Genomic DNA, 18,203 nt, shown 5'->3' on the forward strand with positions numbered 1-18,203 from the left:
CAATGCCTATTCGGAATTGGGGAATAATTTTAAATCAATTTTTAACTATATTTGATGAAAGGGTTCAACTTTAAATAAAAGTCAAACCCTCTTTATTTTAAACTTACACACTTAATGGGATAGTGTCTTTTTATAAAACCACAAATAAGTCAACGCTTTTCGAAATCAAGTAAACCCTGAAATTTCTTACTTAAAAAAAGAATCTACAAACTCGTATTTATTAAAAACCTGTAAATCTTCAATACCTTCTCCAACTCCGATATATTTTACCGGAATTTGAAATTGATCACTAATTCCTATTACCACACCACCCTTTGCTGTACCATCAAGTTTAGTAACAGCTAGTGAAGTTACTTCTGTAGCAGCTGTAAATTGTTTTGCTTGTTCAAAAGCATTTTGACCTGTAGAACCATCCAAAACCAGCAAAACTTCGTGTGGTGCATCGGTTACAACTTTTTGCATAACTCTTTTCACCTTTGTCAATTCGTTCATTAGGTTAATTTTATTATGTAATCTTCCTGCTGTATCTATAATAATGACATCAGCATCCTGACTCACTCCTGATTCTAAAGCATCAAAAGCAACTGACGCCGGATCACTACCCATGTCTTGTTTCACTATAGGGATACCTACCCTATCTGCCCATACCTGTAATTGATCTATTGCCGCAGCCCTAAATGTGTCAGCAGCGCCAAGTACCACTTTTAAACCTTTTTTATTAAATTGATGTGCTAGTTTACCAATTGTTGTAGTTTTACCTACGCCATTAACCCCAACCACCATAATAACATAAGGCTTTTTGTTTTCTGGAATAACAAAATCTGTTGCTTCTCCAGAATTAGTCTCAGAAAGTAATCCTGCTATCTCTTCTCGTAAGATTTGATTCAATTCATCCGTTCCTAAATATTTATCTCTAGATACTCGTGCTTCAATTCTCTCGATTACTTTAATCGTTGTTTTTACCCCCACATCACTGGACACTAAAACTTCTTCCAGATTATCTAATACATCATCATCAACCTTTGACTTACCAGCAACTGCTTTTGTTAACTTAGAAAAAAAACTAGTTTTTGACTTCTCTAACCCTTTATCTAAGGTTTCTTTTTTATCTGAAGAGAATATTTTCTTAAATAAGCTCATTTTTTAATTCAATTTATAGGTACCATTTTTAATAAATCAACCCTTCAATAGGTTTCTTTTTGATATTATATCATACAATTAATAAATAACTATTTTTGCTCGATTCGAAATTAACAGCTATTGATAACGTTTTCTACTTTTAATCCTGATTATCCAATTTAATTACTGCACAGTCTTATAGGAGTCGGTATTAAAAGTTTAAAACCCGGAACATCTATATATATATTCGCCATAAATATAAAAAGAAAGAGCCATTCCAATAAAATTGAAACGGCTTCTTTTTAAATTATTTTAGTAAAATTACTTTTTACTTAAAAAATCCTTTACTTTATCAGGGGCAATGATTGTTTCTACAAAAGTATAAGCTCCTGTTTTTGGGGACTTAACCATTTTGATAGCCTTAGTTAATCTATTGGATCCTGTTTGTAACGATGCTACTGATTTCTTTGCCATGGTCTACTTATTTAATTTCTTTATGAACAGTCATTTTCTTAAGAACAGGATTAAATTTTTTAATCTCAATTCTATCAGGAGTATTCTTCTTATTCTTAGTTGTAATATATCTTGATGTACCTGGCTTACCAGAAGCTTTATGCTCTGTACATTCTAATATTACCTGAACTCTATTACCTTTCTTCGCCATTATAGTATATTTTTAAAAAGGAATTTATTTAGTTAAAAAACCTTTGGCTTTTGCTTCTTTTAAAACAGCAGAAATACCATTTTTGTTTATATTTTTTAATGCTGATGTAGACACCTTAAGTGTTACCCAACGATCTTCTTCTGGAAGATAAAAACGCTTTTTAATTAAATTCGCATTGAATTTACGTTTTGTTTTATTCATGGCATGAGAAACATTATTTCCAACCATTGCTTTTTTACCTGTAAGTTCGCAAACTCTTGACATCTCTTCTTAATTTTGGTATTATTTCAAAACAGGGTGCAAATTAACGAATTATTTATCGAACTACCAATTAATGTTTTGTAATTTTTATCCTTATTTAAGGATTTTTATATACACATTAGATGAACTTAAAAAAAATAAACTTTATCTTATCTTAAAACAGATCTCTAAATCCCTAATAACCCATTTATTACTATGCTCACTAAGGACATATATCTGCTCAACTCTTCTACAAACTTCATTCACAAAAGACCACTACACTTAAACGGTTTTTATAAATATTATCAATAAAACAGGTGTTTTTACCTATATATCAGGCCTTATAATCATATTATATTTACACCGGTTAGATTTTACAATTGTAACTAACTACTTAATTTGGGGTAATTGAGTAGTACTAAAGCGGATCCATAAGGATCCGCTTTCTATAAAAACAAGAAACTAAATTTCTCAATATCAAATATCTATCAAAAAAATATTTGAGTACAAAACCTACCCGCTATATCAAAAGAACACAATTCTTCCAATCTTCATAGCCTTATACACAGATGTTAAGGTGACAACAATCCATTTGTATTGCATCCATTTTTTATGCTGTTTGATCTACCTTACATTATGATACTAAAAACTATTTCTAATCTTAAAGGGTTTATAATAGTGGCATATACACTCATACATAGAAGAGCCTTCGGGCTGAAGCAATCATTTCTAAGTGCTCCTACTCAAGTTTTCAACAACTACAAAATGACCATTAATTAATCTGAAGCATTACTTAAACCTACTTAATCTATTTTAATTCTTTAAAAAGAAGTTCGAAAGATTTATGTACAGCCTTACCAATCGTTCGTTCTCTATTATTACTAAACACAAATTTTTCAGAAAAAACGTGATCCGGAGTAGCTATTGCTATAAAAACCGTACCCACTTCGTCTTCATCATTTATATCACTTTTTGTAGGTCCGGCATTTCCTGTAGTTGCTATTCCATAATCAGACTTAAAACGAGCGACAACTCCTTTAGCCATAGCCTCTGCTACCTCATTACTCATTACCGTAAACTCATCGATAAGAGCCGCGTCTACACCTAGAATATCAATCTTAGATTGTACAGCATATGCAACAACACCTCCATTAAAATAAGAAGAAGCCCCCGGATGTATCGTAAACGATTGAGCTATTTTACCCCCGGTACAACTTTCTGCCACAGCAAGTGATTTTCCTAACGAGGTTAATCTCTTTGCTATCATAAGTTCTATGGACTCATTATCTTCATACCCTACAATGATATCTCCTAATAACCCATGCAATTCGATAGTTTTTTTATCGATTGTCTCTTTTAGTAAATCTTCATCAACACCTCTTGCAGATAAACGCAATCTCACACTTCCTAAACTAGGTAGATATGCTAGTTTTATGAATGATGGTAAACTATCCTCCCAATCCTCAATACGTGCAGCGACAGAACTCTCACCTAAACCATATGTAAGTATTGTTTTATGAAGAATATACGGTCTATCAAAACGTCTTATCAGTTTTGGCAGCACCTCCTCTTTCATTAAATTCTTCATTTCAAAAGGTACCCCTGGCATAGAAACAAAAACCGTATCATCCTTCTCTATCCACATTCCGGGTGCAGTGCCATACGTATTCATTAACACTGTAGCCTTAGAAGGAACCAATGCTTGCATCTTATTTATCTCAGAGATAGGCTTCTTTATATACTTAGCAAAAATCTCCTCCACATGAGAAAGAACATTTTTATTCTCCACCAATTTGTCATCAAAATATTCGCAAATAGTATGTTTTGTGATATCGTCTTTAGTCGGTCCTAGTCCTCCAGTTAACAAAACAATATCAACCCTCTTTTTTGCCTCTTCTAATGCATTAAGAATATGTTGCTTATCGTCTTGTATGGAAGAAATTTGATAAACATCAATCCCTATTTTATTTAATTCTTTCCCTAAAAAAACTGAATTAGTATCTACTATCTGACCAATGAGGATTTCATCTCCTATGGTTATTATTTCTGCGAGCATATTACTGGAAGTCTGCTTTTAAAGCTTCAATTGAACTTTTAACTTTGGTTTCAATATGATTTAAAACAGGCATAATTTCTTCTTTACTTTTATTAGATTTAGACCAAGACTCTATCTGTTTAATTTCGCTTAATAAGTCTATATCAAATAATTGTAAATTAGGTTTCATTTTATGCGCATATTGATATGCCATCTGAGGATTATTACTAGCCACAGCTTGTGTCATATTATCCAGATCAGGCGGTATCTCTTCTAAAAATGTCTGCACTAATACCATAACAAATTCTTCATCTCCTCCAGATAATTCTCGTACGCTTTTTAAACTATAGCCTTTGCCCATATTTATTTTATTCTTATTGATAAAAGTTGTTGCTCACCTATAAAACCGGATAACATATCTTCTGCTTTTACTGCCCCTACTCCAGCTGGTGTTCCTGTAAAGATAATATCTCCAATCTTTAAAGTAAAATATTTTGACACATATTCTATCAATTCATCAATTTTCCATAACATTAATCCGGTATTCCCTTCTTGTACAATCTCCCCATTTATTTCTAGTCGAAAGTTAATATTATCTACATCATCAAAGTTTGCTTTTGGCAACCACGAACCAATAACTGCGGAACCATCAAAGGCTTTTGCTTTCTCCCATGGCAACCCTTTGGATTTTAGATTTTGTTGCACATCTCTTGCTGTAAAATCTATTCCCAATCCAATTTCGTCATAGTATTTATGAGCAAATCGACGATCAATGTGTTTTCCCACCTTTTTGATTTTAACTAAAACCTCTACCTCATGATGAACATCATCAGAGAAATCAGGAATAAAAAATGGTTGTTTCTTTAAAAGAATCGCAGTATCCGGTTTCATAAAAACAACCGGATCAGTTGGTTTCTCATTTTTTAATTCTTCTATATGGTTCGTATAATTACGACCGATACAAATCAGTTTCACAGAAAAAAATTTAATTATTATTTTGATGTGTACATAAATTAAGTACCACTCTCCTATCAGAAATATAGTTAATCAGCAAAATTAAAGTGTAATAAAACCTACATTTTTAAACTGTTATTCAACTTACGAAGTCTTATAGCCGTCAAGACTTTTTTAGTATATCGAGGAAAATCAGCATTTTGTATCCATCCAAAATAACCTGGTTCACTATCAAGTACTTCTTCTACCAATCTACCCTTATGTTTTCCAAAAGAAAAAACCTCTTGACCATCTTCATTATAAGCGATAAAACCAGCAAAATCAACAAACTGTTTTCTAGAACTATAGGCTGCTAAAAACTTAGTATCATTCTCCAGTTCGGGATATTTATCCAGTTGCGCCTTTAATATCTCATAGGTAGCATTAGTATCTGCCTCTGCAGAATGTGCATCCTCTAAATCCAAATTACAGTAAAATTTATAGGCCGCTGATAACGTTCTCTTCTCCATTTTATGAAAAATAGTCTGTACATCCACTGCAACAGAATTTTTCATATCAAAATCTAAACCAGCTCTTAGTAATTCTTCAGCGAGTAATGGGATATCAAAACGATTAGAATTAAATCCTGCAAGATCACAACCCTTGATCATTTCGTTTACTTTAGTTGCTAATTGATTAAAAGTAGGTTCATTTGCAACTTTCTCATCTGTGATTCCATGAATCTCTGTGGTCTCTTTAGGAATCGCCATTTCTGGGTTAACAAGCCAAGTTTTACTTTCCTTATTACCATTAGGAAATACTTTCAATATTGAAATTTCAACAATGCGATCTTTAGAAATATTTACACCAGTTGTTTCCAGATCAAAAAAACAAATTGGTCTTTTTAAATTAAGCTCCATAATTGATTGTGAATCTCAAAGATAATAGGTATTAGATATAATTTCATAGCGTAAAACACTATTTTAACATTTGTTTTGGTCACATTACATACTGACCAAAACAGTATTAGTAACTTTTATAGTTACTATCTTCATTTTTGGTATTAAAACCTGATTTTAATTGATTTATCTAAAACCCCTAATTTCTAAGATTCTAGCTTCATTGCTCAATACCAACCCAATTCCAGAAACACTTTTCAAAAAGATCAAAGGAGCACTGATCGCAAGTAAATAACACCAATCTGCCAAGCAATCCTTTTTAATATATGTTAAATTATTAACAGACATTTTTATTAGTTGCAACTACCCTACACTTAGTTGCGTAGAGATATCAAACCACAAGCCCAATGAATTTATAAAGAATCATCTAATTTACTTTTAAAGTATTCTTACCACACCTTCAACTCCTAACCACGAGAATGCAAGCTTAAAAAACTCCTGTTTTATGAAGCAAAACACTAGGGAAACATCATTAGTTTTAAAACTTAAATAAATTTAATAAGTAACTTATAACAAACAATATAACGCACTTAAGACAACGGTAGAAGCATTAAAGAAAGATAAATTTGTATTATAGATTATATTTCTATCAGATAATTCAGATTTAATTTGTTAGTCAAAGCTAACTTTTTTAGTTTTGTAGATAAAACAAATTCATTTTGAGTTCGTGTTTTCCTATAAACATAACAGTAGAATTACTTTAGAAATACACAAAATTCCATATGAATATGCAAGAAAACAATAAAACCCATCGCTTTAATGACTCTCAAAACTGATATTCAATTATCTAATTAGTTATTAAACAAAAAGTTAAAAATAAAATGAAAAAAATTATCACAATATTATCGATGATTCTCATCCTGTTTTCTTGTAAAAAAGAAGTGAAAGATCCAAATCAAAAACTAAATGTTGTAACCACCACTTCTATGATTACTGATTTAGTTAAGAATATTGGTGGAGACCTTATTACCGTAGAAGGCTTAATGGGCTCTGGAGTTGATCCACATCTTTACAAAGCTAGTGAAGGGGATGTTGGTAAGTTAGTGCAAGCCGATGTAATTTTCTATAATGGACTTCATCTGGAAGGAAAATTAGTAGAGGTATTTGAGAATATGAGTAATCAGCAGACTAAGACCATTGCTATTGGCGAAGCATTAGATAAAAATACGTTAATTGGATCTGACTATTTTGCTTCTAATTATGATCCACACATATGGTTTAGTACTGAAAATTGGATTAAAGTAGCAACATTTACTATCCAAAAACTACAAGAACTGGATCCTAAAAACGCGGATGCTTTTGCATCAAATGGCTCCAAATATTTAGAAAAATTACACAAATTAGAAGCTACATTAACTGCAAAAATCCAATCATTACCTAAAGAAAAAAGAATCTTAGTTACCGCACACGATGCCTTTAGTTATTTTGGAAAACAATATGATTTTGAAGTTGTGGGACTACAAGGACTATCCACAGCTACAGAGGCAGGTGTTCAGGACGTAAGACAATTAGCTAATTTTATTATTGAAAAAAAAGTAAAAGCTATTTTTGTAGAAACTTCTGTTCCAAAACGAACCATAGAAGCACTGGAGGCCGCAGTCAAATCCAAGGATCATAACGTAACTATTGGTGGAACTCTTTTTTCTGATGCACTTGGTACCTCGGGAACTAATGAAGGCACATATATAGGAATGTTTGAATATAATGTAAATACAATTGTCAACGCCTTACAATAATGGAACAAAAAATTGCAGTTCAAATAGACGATCTTACTGTGGCTTATAATTATAAGCCTGTACTTTGGGATATAGACCTTAGCATACCAGAAGGCGTATTAATGGCGATTGTGGGTCCTAATGGAGCTGGAAAATCTACATTAATCAAGTCAATTTTAGACCTCATACAACCTATTGCTGGCAGTGTGAAAATTTATGGAAAACCCTATAAAAAACAACGATCATTAGTGGCATACGTACCTCAAAAAGGAAGTGTAGACTGGGATTTCCCTACCACTGCGTTAGACGTAGTTATGATGGGAACCTATGGGAGTCTAGGATGGATCAAAAGACCTGGTCAAAAAGAGAAAAAGGCATCTCTGGAAGCCTTAGAAAAAGTAGGCATGCTTGCATTCAAAAATAGACAGATCAGTCAATTATCCGGAGGACAACAACAACGAATTTTTTTAGCCAGAGCTTTAGTACAAAATGCCTCAATTTACTTTATGGATGAGCCTTTTCAAGGAGTAGATGCTACCACAGAAATTGCTATTATTAATATCCTAAAGGAGTTAAGAAAATCTGGAAAAACAGTTATTGTAGTTCATCATGATCTACAAACAGTTCCTGAATATTTTGATTGGGTTACTTTTCTGAATGTCAAAAAAATTGCTACTGGTGTTGTAAAAGATATATTTAATGATGACAACCTAACTAAAACCTATGGCATCAATTATAAGGTAAGTGTACAGCAATGAGCCTACAAGAATACATAGAACTAATATTTACCGATTATACGTTACGCACAGTTACTATAGGAACTGCCGTACTGGGTACTATCTGTGGCATGCTTGGCAGCTTTGCTGTTTTAAGAAAACAAAGCTTATTAGGTGATGCGATTTCACACGCTGCATTACCTGGGATAGCACTGGCTTTTTTGTTATTTGGAGAATTAAATATTTTTAACGAGTTTCTTGCTGACATGTTAGGAAAAATAATTGGCAGTGAACAATCATATGCTATTTTGACATTTTTAATCTCTAATAAATCCTTCACTATTTTAATAGGTGCGTTATGTAGTGGTATTATTGGTACCATATGGATTAGAGGTATTACAAATAAAACACATTTAAAATCCGACACCGCACTTGGATTAATTCTATCCTTGTTTTTTGGATTTGGGATGTTGTTACTTACATATATCCAGAAACAACCTAATGCGAATCAAGCAGGGCTAGATGGCTATCTTTTTGGGCAGGCGGCTACTTTATTAGAACGTGATGTTTGGCTAATGGCAGTTATATTACTGATTAGTTTTCTTATGCTTCTTATATTTTGGAAGGAACTTAAACTATTACTTTTTGATACTGATTACACTAGAACCCTTGGTTTCAACAGTAAGTTTTTAGACATTCTCATCTCTACTTTTATAGTTATTGCTATTGTTATAGGCTTACAAACAGTCGGCGTAGTGCTAATGAGTGCAATGTTGCTAGCTCCTGCTGCGGCAGCCAGGCAATGGACTAATAGTCTTTCTGTTATGGTGATTCTTGCATCTGGTTTTGGTGCACTATCAGGAGTTATCGGCACTGCGATTAGCGCCAGTCAAAATAACCTATCTACAGGGCCAGTCATCGTATTGGTTGCAGCTGTATTTGTATTTATCTCCTTTATTTTTTCTCCTGGTAGAGGATTATTATTTAGAGAAATTCGTTTCAGAAAAAATCGAACAGATCTGGAGTTACACAAAACACTTTCTTTTATGTATCACATTGCCAGTGATCATGAAAATATTTCTCATCCCCATGCAATCAAAATATTAAATAATTTCAGAGGGTTTACCAAAAAATCTTTAAAACAGTTAGAACACAAGGATTACATTACTATCAATGGTAACATGTGGGCTATGACACAATCGGGATATGAGACTGCATCAAATCTATATAATCAATTAAAAGTGGATCATGAATAGTGCGCAGATAGAAATACAATTGATAGCCTCTTTGGTAGCGATTGCTTGCGCGATTCCGGGTACATTTTTAGTATTACGTAAAATGGCTTTAATTACTGATGCCATTAGTCATTCTATCCTATTAGGAATTGTTATTGGTTTTTTTCTGACAAATGATTTATCATCTCCATTATTGATTCCTATTGCAGCATTGAGCGGTATTCTTACTGTAATACTTGTTGAATTTATTCAAAAAACTAACTTAGTTAAAGAAGATACAGCTATAGGATTGGTTTTTCCGACTATGTTTAGTATTGGAGTTATACTTATTGATAAAAAAGCAGATGATGTACACCTTGATCTGGATGCAGTTTTAGTAGGTAAAATTGAGTATGCACCTTTAAACAGCTTTATCTGGGACGGTATAAATCTAGGTCCCAAAGCGCTATGGGTTATAGGAATCATTGCGCTCATAACGATCATACTACTTTTTGCATTTTTTAAAGAATTAAAAATAAGTACGTTTGATGCGGGACTTGCAGCGGCTCTGGGCTTATCTCCTGTGGCCGTACACTATGGATTAATGACAGTAGCATCTATTACAACTGTAGGAGCATTTGATGCAGTTGGGGCAATTCTTGTTATTGCTTTTATGATTGCTCCAGCTGCTATTGCATACCTATTAACTAATGATCTAATAAAAATGCTCATCTTTTCTTGTACTTTTGGAATTGTATCGGCTATAAGTGGGTATTGGCTTGCTCACATTATAAATGCATCAATAGCAGGATGTATGACAACCATACTAGGTATTTTATTTTTAATCGTCTATTTATTTGCTCCTAATAAAGGCTACTTTTCTGTTTTGTACAGACAAAAACAACAGCGCATCGAAGTTTCATTACTTACACTTCTGTTACATTTACGTAATCACAAGGATGATGAAACAGAACGCCATGTTAAACATCTTAATGAGCACATTAATTGGCAACAGGTTAGAGCAAAGTCTGTCCTGGATTTGGCACGTAATAATAACATGATCTATATTCAGAATGATATTATTTCACTTACAGAAAAAGGAGAACATTTCACAAGTGAAGCTATAGATTATATAATTTCTAATAAAAATTCTGAAATAGAACATATGAAGGACCGGTTTTTCCTATTTAGAGGGTAAACCGCACATTTTTTTATTATAAAATGTATCTTGAAAAATAAAATATCCAGAAATGTGTATCGAATTCTTAAAAAAAATCCCTCAACTACTAATATTCATTAGTGCAACCATAGCCTTTTCTCAGGATGCACCTGTTCGACTTATAGAGGACCTACAAAAAAAGCGTACTATATTATATGTGCAAAATGATACAGATACTAGTAAAAGTGTTTTTTTAAAGATTAACCCAACAGGATACAGAAAAAGTGCTCAAAGACCAATCATCAAAAATATACCCGCGAAAAGCAAAACACAAATGCTAATTTTGATACCATTGCGAGATGTATCATCTTCTTACACCTATGATCTTATTGTTAATGATGAATTAAAAAATTTAGAAACTACTAAAACAGATAAATAAGCTAAAAAATTTATCACTTTTAAACGTATACACTAATTAATTTCCTACAAAATTCATTTAAAAACTCTATTTTATACTTATGAAAAGTAAGGTTAAACCGTAAAAAGTGTGTATTTCAACGAAGTAAAAAACCAGTTTATCTAAAAGTTAAGAAAATTCTATTTTGCATTGCTTATTCACTGTACCTTTGACTAACAATAAGTTAACAATTTCATTAAGCCCCAAAACTATGAAAACTATACTTTTTACCATTGTAATCATCTTTTCTTTTACTGAAGCAAATGCTCAGGACATAGCATCAGAAACTACACCTACTAATGAAATCGAAAATTTCAAATCATCTAAAGTTGGTTTTTACAAAGCTTTAATTGCTAAAAATAATTTTGACATTAAAATTAAAGAACCGATTAAAGTAGTTGCTACAAGCAATAGATCAGCTTATTATGAAGCATTAATGATTAAGAATGGTTTCATTACTAAAACGAATAAGAAAAAAAGCATTCGATTAGTAAATAATGCCGCCAATAATCAAAAAGATTCTTCTGATATCAACAAGACTATAACATTACTACCTTAGAAAGTATTTATTATAACTGTCAGAATAATAATTCTTAACAATTTTCCTTTGTTAATCTTTCTGTCTAATTTCACTTCTCCGCATTGGCATAACATCAATAGTTTTAAACAAATCATTTGATGAAATAAATTCAGACTTTCTTAACTTAATACCACCGTCCAGTCCAATTAAAATAATTTCGAATGCCCCTTCTAACGATTTAAATTTTTCAAATAGCGTTTGCGATTTTTTCCAAGTAGCGTTCTCTACTCCGATTTTATACTGAGAAGGTGTGATCTGGTAGACAATTAATTTCCTGTCATTCATCTCGTCGGCATATGTATTAAATTCAGACATCTCTTTTTTTGCTATAGGGTGATCGCCTGCATCACTTATAACTAGCACTACTCTATTTTTCCATTGATGTGATGCAATATCCTGAGCATATATAGAATCAGAAATTATAAATGATACAGAAATTAATAATAGGATTACATGTCTCATTTTTTAAATAATAAGTATCTTTTTACTAAAATAGTTATAAAAAATTCAGGATGATCAGATACATATAACTCTTTTTGCCAAAACGAATATTATTCTTCTTATACCAAACAAATAGTTAATAAAAAACCACAACTAAAAGCTGTGGTTTTACATATTTTATAATGGACAATGAATGAATATAAACTTACGTATTCAATCCAAAATTTAATATTTTAAATTTCTCTTTTTATATCCCAAGCTTCCAGATATTCTTTTACACGTTGCACAAACTGTCCACCCAGTGCTCCGTTTACCACTCTATGATCATAAGAATGTGATAAAAACATTTTATAACGGATACCTATAAAATCTCCGTCGGGTGTTTCGATTACAGCAGGTACTTTTCTGATAGCTCCTAAGGCTAAAATAGCTACCTGAGGCTGATTAATAATAGGAGTTCCCATAATACTACCAAACGTTCCAACATTGGTAACCGTATAGGTACCTCCTTGCACGTCATCTGGTTTTAACTGGTTGTTTCTAGCTCTATTTGCCAGATCATTTACCGCCTTTGTCATTCCTACCAGATTTAACTGATCAGCATTTTTGATTACAGGTACGATTAGATTACCGTCTGCTAACGCAGCCGCCATACCCAAATTAATATTTTTCTTTTTGATTACCGTATCTCCTGCTATAGAAATATTGATCATTGGGAAATCTTTAATTGCTTTAGCAACGGCTTCCATAAAGATAGGAGTAAAAGTAAGATTCTCTCCTTCCCTTTTTACAAAATCATCCTTTACCCGCTTTCTCCAATTCCAAATATTGGTTACATCTGCTTCGATAAATGATTGCACATGTGCAGAGGTTTGCACAGATTCTACCATATGGTGCGCTATCATTTTGCCCATACGGGTCATTTCTATAATTTCATCTTCTCCAGATGATACCGAAGTTACTTTGGAAACATCTTGATTTGTTGATAAAATTGTGTCTACCGATTCACTTCTTGATGCTACTGATGTAGTTGCACCAGTATCAGCATTACGATGCTCTATATATGCTAAAAGATCATTTTTTGTAACTCTACCATCTTTTCCGGTTCCTGAAATACTTTCTAACTCTGTAACAGAAACATTTTCTGCTGCAGCTATATTTCTTACCAATGGAGAATAAAATTTAGAACTTTCGTTGTAATCCACATTAGTTGTTACAGCCTCCTTTGCTTCTGTAAGTTGCGCTTCAATGACTGCAACTTCCTGAGGAATCTCTGTCGTTGTATTTTCCTGTTCTTCTTTTGATACTGCAACACCTTCACCTTCGGTTTCAATAATAGCGATCGTCTGCCCTACTTTTACTACATCATCTACTTCAAAAAGTCGTTCTAAAAGAACCCCTTCTACTTCACTAGGAACCTCACTATCAACCTTATCAGTCGCAATTTCTAACACTGCGTCATCCATCTCGATAGTTTCCCCTACTTCTTTTAGCCAAGTTGTAATTGTTGCCTCTGCAACACTTTCACCCATTTTCGGAAGTTTCAGTTCAAATTTTGCCATATTACTAATAAAAGGTGTTTATGCGTTGTATTTTTTGCGAATTTACCTAAAAATAAGCTTTAAAATTATTTTTTTTGTATTAAAGTTTTTCTAAAAAACGATCACTTCTCCTTTTCCATCGCTATAATTACTTCCTAATATATAATTACATCCCTCAGGTCTTATTTTAAATACTTGAGTTGTATCCCTTTGTTGCTCCATAAGGCCAATAATCTCGCTAAAAGTCAAATACTCATTGTCAAAGATAAGTTCGTTATTCATATCTCCCAAATCTTGTACCGATTCTAATGAAATTAATTGTATATCCTTTTTTAAAACCTGAGCAATTTTTTGTTGCAATAATGGGTTATCAGATACTAAATAATGATGATCTATAACTCGTTTTTCTTTTTCCTGATTCTTAAAAGACTGTTGTATCGCAATGATTCTAATTCCAAAAGCAACCATACTATCCAGCAACCAATTACTTCTAAAATGTTTGCTATAGAATAAACGCATGGCTCCATAAAAACGTTTAATATAGGCTGCATTACGATCTGTGCTTTCTCCTTTATAATGAATAACAGGAACACTCCCTACATAATAATTCTGAAGCCCTTGTTTTAATATTTTATAAGATAGATCTATATCTTCTCCATACATAAAGTAATCCTCATCAAATCCATTCACAGATTCATATGCCTCTTTTTTCATAAAAAGAAAGGCACCCACAAGAATTTCTACATCCGCTGTTTCTGTTTCGCTTATATGATCTGCATAATAGTTTTTTACATGTCCTATTCGTATTCCAAAAAGCCTTCTGAATGATGTCATAGGTGATGGAATATTACGTTTGCTTTCTGGTAAAAAAGAACCTGTTCCGTCGATTAACCTCGTGCCCACCATACCCATATGCAATAATTTCTGAGAAGCTTCCAATATTTTTACAAAAGTATCTTCAGCTACAACGGTATCAGGATTAAGAATACATATATACTCGCCAGTAGCCATTGCTACTCCTTGATTATTAGCCTTAGCAAAACCCACATTTTTATTATTCTGTAGTAAGGTGATTTCAGGAAAATGTTGTTGCACCATTTTACAACTATCATCTTGAGAATTATTATCTATGATAATAATCTCAGCTTCAATGGTAGTCAACGCTTTTTTTACGCTTAGAATGCATAGTTCTAAGAAGTAGCGAACATTATAATTGAGAATAATGACAGATAACTTCATTAGCCTTTGATTGCATTTTCAAAAGGAATTCGATTGATAATACTTCTCCCTAAGGTTACTTCATCTGCATATTCTAATTCATCATTCACCCCAATTCCTCTTGCAATTGTAGAAGTTTTAATTTGGACACCATTCAATTGCTTATAGATATAAAAATTAGTTGTATCCCCTTCCATCGTAGCACTTAACGCAAAAATCAATTCATTGATCTGACCGGATTTTGCTTTTTCTATTAAACTGGTAATATGCAAATCTTGTGGACCAATCCCATCCATAGGACTTATTTTACCACCTAATACGTGATACAGACCTCTGTATTGACTAGTACTCTCAATTGCCATTACATCCCGTATATCTTCAACTACACAAATTACATCCTGCACCCTGCTTGGATTACTACAGATATGACAAATTTCTACATCACTAATACTATGGCATTTTGTACAAAACTTAATATCCTGACGTAATGTGCTGAGTGCTTCTACCAGATGTTGTGTTTGACTAGTAGGTTGTCGCAATAAATGCAATACCAATCGTAAAGCTGTTCGCTTACCAATACCTGGCAATTGTGACATCTCATACACAGCAGCTTCTAATAATCTCGAAGAAAATTCCATATGAATACAAATGTACTGGTTTTTGCGATTATTGTGCACTATTTATTTTTGATAGTTTGTTATTTGAAGCTTATTATAACTATCATTTCATAAAAGGATCGTAACACGGAAAAACATATGATAATTTTTCAGATAAGAACCCGCTCCATTTTAAAAAAACTGGTAACTTACTAAATATCTAAGTTTTTCATAACAGGTTATCTATTCCTTTTTTTTAGTTTGTTCTAATATTAATTCAATTAATGAATCCCGTGTTTCTTGTAATTCATTTATCTGTTCTTCGATACGCACTAATTTTTTCTTAAATGCTACTTCTTTGTCGACACATTGATTTATGCTTAAATCTCTTTGATCAAGAAGTTCCTTACATTCTTTCAAGGTAAAAGAGAAACGTTGCAAGTATTTCACAATTTGAATCCTTTTTATATTTTTTTCTCCATAATTTTTATAATTATTCCATTCAAACGGACGACTTATATCCGTCAGTATACCTCTACTTTCATAAAATCTAATCGTATCTCTGGAAACTCCCGTTTTTTTAGATAATTCACCAATTTTCATTTTCTCTAAATTTTATTTGACCATTGACTATAGTCCATGGTTTATATTTGGTAAATATAAACTAAAACTTTAAAGTAATGAAGAATAAAAAAACAGAAAAAAAAAGTTTAGTACGCTTCATCTGGGCATTTCCCTTATTGGTAATGCTACTCACTAGTATTATGAAATTGATAAAAGCTCCTTCTCTGGTCGCAAACTTTGAAAAACTAAATGGCATTGAATGGATGATTCCTTTTGGATTCCTTCAGTTGACTAGTGTGATACTATTTATTATTCCTAAAACCAGAAGAATTGGCTTTTTTCTACTTTGCAGCTATTTAGGGGGTATTATAGCTACAAGAGCCTTACACGATGTGAATCATATAGGAATCATATTAATGGTTTTATTATGGATAGGTATGTATTATGAAGATAAGGAGTTCTTTATAAAAAGGAAATAAAATCGTTTAATTCAATATCAAAACTGTGCTTGGTTATTAAATTTCAGATCAAATTTATTAGAATCTAGTATTAAACTCAGCTATTCTGGTATATTTTAAGCAGAACGGTTGTATCAAAAAAGATAAATACCTAAAGCAAACTACTAACCAATTTCAAAATCTAAGTGTAATGCTGAAACAAAAATCTATTTCACTATTTTTACGAAAAAAACATGTTTGACGCACTTTCTGAAGAAACTCAATTAACATTAGTCATCATTGGAATTGCCCTTCTATTTATCATTGTACTATGGAATTCTAAGCGAAACAAAAACAAGCTTTACAATAGAAATAAAAGAAATTTCAGAAAAAATTATCAGAAAAAATCGGAAAGACGAGATTAGGAATAGGCATTTATATAATTTATTCCCGATAGATTACACATTCTCATTATACCAGAAGCACAATAACAATGAAAATATACACAAAAACAGGAGATAAAGGTACTACTGCCTTATTTGGTGGTACCCGAGTTCCAAAACATCATATTCGTATCGATAGTTATGGTACCGTAGATGAACTAAACTCTCATATAGGTTTAATAAGAGATCAACAAATTGATGAATTAAGTAAAAAAACTTTGATCAATATACAAGACAAATTGTTTACTGTGGGTGCAGTGCTCGCTACTGATCCTGAAAAAGCAATGTTAAAGAATGGAGAGAAACGTTTAAACATTCCTACAATTTCAGAAGAAGACATTACATTTCTTGAACATGAAATTGATCGGATGAATGTTGATTTACCGCCCATGACTCATTTTGTATTACCAGGAGGACATCAGACTGTGTCATTTTGTCACATAGCCCGTTGTGTATGCCGACGAGCAGAGCGTTTAGCAACCGCTTTGTATGAATTAGAGCCCTTTGAGGAAACCACATTACAATACCTCAACCGACTATCTGACTACCTCTTCGTACTGGCACGAAAGTTGACTAAAGATTTACAGGCTGATGAGGTTAAATGGATTCCGCAAAAAAATCATTAGACAGGAATCAGTCAAAAAAAATCACGTTCTTATAATTATTGTGTAAATAATTAATTTTTTACTTGACTTTTTAAACTAAAAAATTATTTTTGCAAAAAATTAAACTAATTATCATATGTATTGGACTTTAGAATTAGCATCTTATTTAAGTGATGCACCTTGGCCAGCTACCAAAGATGAGTTAATTGACTATGCAATTCGTACAGGAGCGCCTCTTGAAGTTGTAGAAAACCTGCAATCAATTGAAGATGAAGGAGATTCTTATGATTCTATTGATGAAATATGGCCGGATTACCCTACTGACGATGATTATCTTTGGAATGAGGATGAATATTAAAAATATGTAAATAGTATTAAAAGTCTCGCAAGAGGCTTTTTTTTTGCGTAAATTACGCTACACTTTTTGATCTATATATTTAGTATCATAAAGCATTGTATAATATAGCCTATAAGGCTTTGAGATGATAACAGATCCCATAAAAGGATCAGAGCTGAACAGTTCTCTATAGAAGGTGCAACTGGTTTCTTTTGAAATTACATCTTATT

The 18,203-nt window shown here is 32.4% G+C and carries 22 protein-coding genes; 9 read left to right on the top strand and 13 right to left on the bottom strand.

Annotated elements, in window-relative coordinates:
* Positions 1 to 186: 186 nt before the first annotated feature.
* From ftsY to ABD816_RS00040, 8 genes are all read right to left on the bottom strand, one after another.
* A complete protein-coding gene (gene ftsY / locus ABD816_RS00005) occupies positions 187 to 1,140 on the bottom strand; it encodes a signal recognition particle-docking protein FtsY (RefSeq protein WP_344923607.1) in 954 nt (317 codons plus the stop codon).
* Between the two features lie 300 nt (positions 1,141 to 1,440).
* Positions 1,441 to 1,593 (bottom strand): DUF4295 domain-containing protein, encoded by a 153-nt coding sequence (locus ABD816_RS00010; protein ID WP_344923609.1) that lies wholly within the window; start codon positions 1,591 to 1,593, stop codon positions 1,441 to 1,443.
* A gap of 7 nt (positions 1,594 to 1,600) precedes the next feature.
* Entirely contained in the window at positions 1,601 to 1,783 is a 183-nt protein-coding gene (gene rpmG, locus ABD816_RS00015) for a 50S ribosomal protein L33 (protein WP_344923611.1), read from the bottom strand.
* Positions 1,784 to 1,807: 24 nt separating this feature from the next.
* A complete protein-coding gene (gene rpmB, locus ABD816_RS00020; RefSeq protein ID WP_344923613.1) occupies positions 1,808 to 2,047 on the bottom strand; it encodes a 50S ribosomal protein L28 in 240 nt (79 codons plus the stop codon).
* A gap of 784 nt (positions 2,048 to 2,831) precedes the next feature.
* On the bottom strand, positions 2,832 to 4,079 hold the full coding sequence (locus ABD816_RS00025) for a CinA family nicotinamide mononucleotide deamidase-related protein (RefSeq protein ID WP_344923615.1): 1,248 nt from the start codon (positions 4,077 to 4,079) through the stop codon (positions 2,832 to 2,834).
* Position 4,080: 1 nt separating this feature from the next.
* Positions 4,081 to 4,419 (bottom strand): Hpt domain-containing protein, encoded by a 339-nt coding sequence (locus tag ABD816_RS00030; RefSeq protein ID WP_344923617.1) that lies wholly within the window; start codon positions 4,417 to 4,419, stop codon positions 4,081 to 4,083.
* A gap of 2 nt (positions 4,420 to 4,421) precedes the next feature.
* Positions 4,422 to 5,033, bottom strand: coding sequence for a fumarylacetoacetate hydrolase family protein (locus ABD816_RS00035; RefSeq protein WP_344923619.1), 612 nt, complete (start codon positions 5,031 to 5,033; stop codon positions 4,422 to 4,424).
* A gap of 98 nt (positions 5,034 to 5,131) precedes the next feature.
* Positions 5,132 to 5,911 (bottom strand): exonuclease domain-containing protein, encoded by a 780-nt coding sequence (locus ABD816_RS00040; protein ID WP_344923620.1) that lies wholly within the window; start codon positions 5,909 to 5,911, stop codon positions 5,132 to 5,134.
* A gap of 860 nt (positions 5,912 to 6,771) precedes the next feature.
* Here ABD816_RS00040 and ABD816_RS00045 point away from each other — a divergent pair.
* The 6 genes from ABD816_RS00045 (at position 6,772) to ABD816_RS00070 (ending at position 11,770) form a co-directional block, all read left to right on the top strand.
* Positions 6,772 to 7,686, top strand: coding sequence for a metal ABC transporter solute-binding protein, Zn/Mn family (locus ABD816_RS00045; protein WP_344923621.1), 915 nt, complete (start codon positions 6,772 to 6,774; stop codon positions 7,684 to 7,686).
* On the top strand, positions 7,686 to 8,423 hold the full coding sequence (locus ABD816_RS00050; protein ID WP_344923622.1) for a metal ABC transporter ATP-binding protein: 738 nt from the start codon (positions 7,686 to 7,688) through the stop codon (positions 8,421 to 8,423). The genes ABD816_RS00045 and ABD816_RS00050 overlap by 1 nt, the downstream gene beginning before the upstream one ends.
* A complete protein-coding gene (locus ABD816_RS00055) occupies positions 8,420 to 9,637 on the top strand; it encodes a metal ABC transporter permease (RefSeq protein ID WP_344923624.1) in 1,218 nt (405 codons plus the stop codon). Before ABD816_RS00050 ends, ABD816_RS00055 begins: the two co-directional genes overlap by 4 nt.
* A complete protein-coding gene (locus tag ABD816_RS00060; RefSeq protein ID WP_344923626.1) occupies positions 9,630 to 10,793 on the top strand; it encodes a metal ABC transporter permease in 1,164 nt (387 codons plus the stop codon). The genes ABD816_RS00055 and ABD816_RS00060 overlap by 8 nt, the downstream gene beginning before the upstream one ends.
* A gap of 52 nt (positions 10,794 to 10,845) precedes the next feature.
* Complete coding sequence (locus ABD816_RS00065) at positions 10,846 to 11,193, top strand: hypothetical protein (RefSeq protein WP_344923628.1); 348 nt, start codon at positions 10,846 to 10,848, stop codon at positions 11,191 to 11,193.
* A 229-nt stretch (positions 11,194 to 11,422) separates the two neighbouring features.
* The gene (locus ABD816_RS00070) at positions 11,423 to 11,770 is read left to right on the top strand and encodes a hypothetical protein (protein WP_344923630.1); all 348 of its coding nucleotides are present in this window, start codon (positions 11,423 to 11,425) and stop codon (positions 11,768 to 11,770) included.
* Positions 11,771 to 11,821: 51 nt separating this feature from the next.
* Here the strand turns inward: ABD816_RS00070 and ABD816_RS00075 are convergent, their stop codons facing one another.
* From ABD816_RS00075 to ABD816_RS00095, 5 genes are all read right to left on the bottom strand, one after another.
* Positions 11,822 to 12,253, bottom strand: coding sequence for a DUF4174 domain-containing protein (locus ABD816_RS00075; protein ID WP_344923632.1), 432 nt, complete (start codon positions 12,251 to 12,253; stop codon positions 11,822 to 11,824).
* A gap of 212 nt (positions 12,254 to 12,465) precedes the next feature.
* Entirely contained in the window at positions 12,466 to 13,794 is a 1,329-nt protein-coding gene (locus tag ABD816_RS00080) for a dihydrolipoamide acetyltransferase family protein (RefSeq protein WP_344923634.1), read from the bottom strand.
* A gap of 90 nt (positions 13,795 to 13,884) precedes the next feature.
* A complete protein-coding gene (locus ABD816_RS00085; RefSeq protein ID WP_344923636.1) occupies positions 13,885 to 15,012 on the bottom strand; it encodes a glycosyltransferase family 2 protein in 1,128 nt (375 codons plus the stop codon).
* On the bottom strand, positions 15,012 to 15,629 hold the full coding sequence (recR, locus tag ABD816_RS00090) for a recombination mediator RecR (protein WP_344923638.1): 618 nt from the start codon (positions 15,627 to 15,629) through the stop codon (positions 15,012 to 15,014). Before recR ends, ABD816_RS00085 begins: the two co-directional genes overlap by 1 nt.
* 201 nt (positions 15,630 to 15,830) lie before the next feature.
* The gene (locus tag ABD816_RS00095; RefSeq protein ID WP_344923640.1) at positions 15,831 to 16,190 is read right to left on the bottom strand and encodes a MerR family transcriptional regulator; all 360 of its coding nucleotides are present in this window, start codon (positions 16,188 to 16,190) and stop codon (positions 15,831 to 15,833) included.
* 77 nt (positions 16,191 to 16,267) lie between these two features.
* On the opposite strand from ABD816_RS00095, the gene ABD816_RS00100 reads away from it, so the two are divergent.
* From ABD816_RS00100 to ABD816_RS00110, 3 genes are all read left to right on the top strand, one after another.
* Entirely contained in the window at positions 16,268 to 16,630 is a 363-nt protein-coding gene (locus ABD816_RS00100; RefSeq protein WP_344923642.1) for a hypothetical protein, read from the top strand.
* Between the two features lie 451 nt (positions 16,631 to 17,081).
* Positions 17,082 to 17,657, top strand: coding sequence for a cob(I)yrinic acid a,c-diamide adenosyltransferase (locus tag ABD816_RS00105; protein ID WP_344923644.1), 576 nt, complete (start codon positions 17,082 to 17,084; stop codon positions 17,655 to 17,657).
* A gap of 115 nt (positions 17,658 to 17,772) precedes the next feature.
* Positions 17,773 to 17,994 (top strand): DUF2795 domain-containing protein, encoded by a 222-nt coding sequence (locus tag ABD816_RS00110; protein ID WP_344923646.1) that lies wholly within the window; start codon positions 17,773 to 17,775, stop codon positions 17,992 to 17,994.
* The last annotated feature ends 209 nt before the right edge of the window (positions 17,995 to 18,203 follow it).

Source organism: Aquimarina addita (genome assembly GCF_039539305.1).
Taxonomy (GTDB): Bacteria; Bacteroidota; Bacteroidia; order Flavobacteriales; family Flavobacteriaceae; genus Aquimarina; species Aquimarina addita.

Bases quoted from the DNA above. Each gene is read 5' to 3' on its own strand.
- ftsY (WP_344923607.1), bottom strand. From the start codon at position 1,140: ATGAGCTTATTTAAGAAAATATTCTCTTCAGATAAAAAAGAAACCTTA.
- ABD816_RS00010 (WP_344923609.1), bottom strand. From the start codon at position 1,593: ATGGCAAAGAAATCAGTAGCATCGTTACAAACAGGATCCAATAGATTA.
- rpmG (WP_344923611.1), bottom strand. From the start codon at position 1,783: ATGGCGAAGAAAGGTAATAGAGTTCAGGTAATATTAGAATGTACAGAG.
- rpmB (WP_344923613.1), bottom strand. From the start codon at position 2,047: ATGTCAAGAGTTTGCGAACTTACAGGTAAAAAAGCAATGGTTGGAAAT.
- ABD816_RS00025 (WP_344923615.1), bottom strand. From the start codon at position 4,079: ATGCTCGCAGAAATAATAACCATAGGAGATGAAATCCTCATTGGTCAG.
- ABD816_RS00030 (WP_344923617.1), bottom strand. From the start codon at position 4,419: ATGGGCAAAGGCTATAGTTTAAAAAGCGTACGAGAATTATCTGGAGGA.
- ABD816_RS00040 (WP_344923620.1), bottom strand. From the start codon at position 5,911: ATGGAGCTTAATTTAAAAAGACCAATTTGTTTTTTTGATCTGGAAACA.
- ABD816_RS00045 (WP_344923621.1), top strand. From the start codon at position 6,772: ATGAAAAAAATTATCACAATATTATCGATGATTCTCATCCTGTTTTCT.
- ABD816_RS00050 (WP_344923622.1), top strand. From the start codon at position 7,686: ATGGAACAAAAAATTGCAGTTCAAATAGACGATCTTACTGTGGCTTAT.
- ABD816_RS00055 (WP_344923624.1), top strand. From the start codon at position 8,420: ATGAGCCTACAAGAATACATAGAACTAATATTTACCGATTATACGTTA.
- ABD816_RS00060 (WP_344923626.1), top strand. From the start codon at position 9,630: ATGAATAGTGCGCAGATAGAAATACAATTGATAGCCTCTTTGGTAGCG.
- ABD816_RS00065 (WP_344923628.1), top strand. From the start codon at position 10,846: ATGTGTATCGAATTCTTAAAAAAAATCCCTCAACTACTAATATTCATT.
- ABD816_RS00070 (WP_344923630.1), top strand. From the start codon at position 11,423: ATGAAAACTATACTTTTTACCATTGTAATCATCTTTTCTTTTACTGAA.
- ABD816_RS00075 (WP_344923632.1), bottom strand. From the start codon at position 12,253: ATGAGACATGTAATCCTATTATTAATTTCTGTATCATTTATAATTTCT.
- ABD816_RS00080 (WP_344923634.1), bottom strand. From the start codon at position 13,794: ATGGCAAAATTTGAACTGAAACTTCCGAAAATGGGTGAAAGTGTTGCA.
- ABD816_RS00085 (WP_344923636.1), bottom strand. From the start codon at position 15,012: ATGAAGTTATCTGTCATTATTCTCAATTATAATGTTCGCTACTTCTTA.
- recR (WP_344923638.1), bottom strand. From the start codon at position 15,629: ATGGAATTTTCTTCGAGATTATTAGAAGCTGCTGTGTATGAGATGTCA.
- ABD816_RS00095 (WP_344923640.1), bottom strand. From the start codon at position 16,190: ATGAAAATTGGTGAATTATCTAAAAAAACGGGAGTTTCCAGAGATACG.
- ABD816_RS00100 (WP_344923642.1), top strand. From the start codon at position 16,268: ATGAAGAATAAAAAAACAGAAAAAAAAAGTTTAGTACGCTTCATCTGG.
- ABD816_RS00105 (WP_344923644.1), top strand. From the start codon at position 17,082: ATGAAAATATACACAAAAACAGGAGATAAAGGTACTACTGCCTTATTT.
- ABD816_RS00110 (WP_344923646.1), top strand. From the start codon at position 17,773: ATGTATTGGACTTTAGAATTAGCATCTTATTTAAGTGATGCACCTTGG.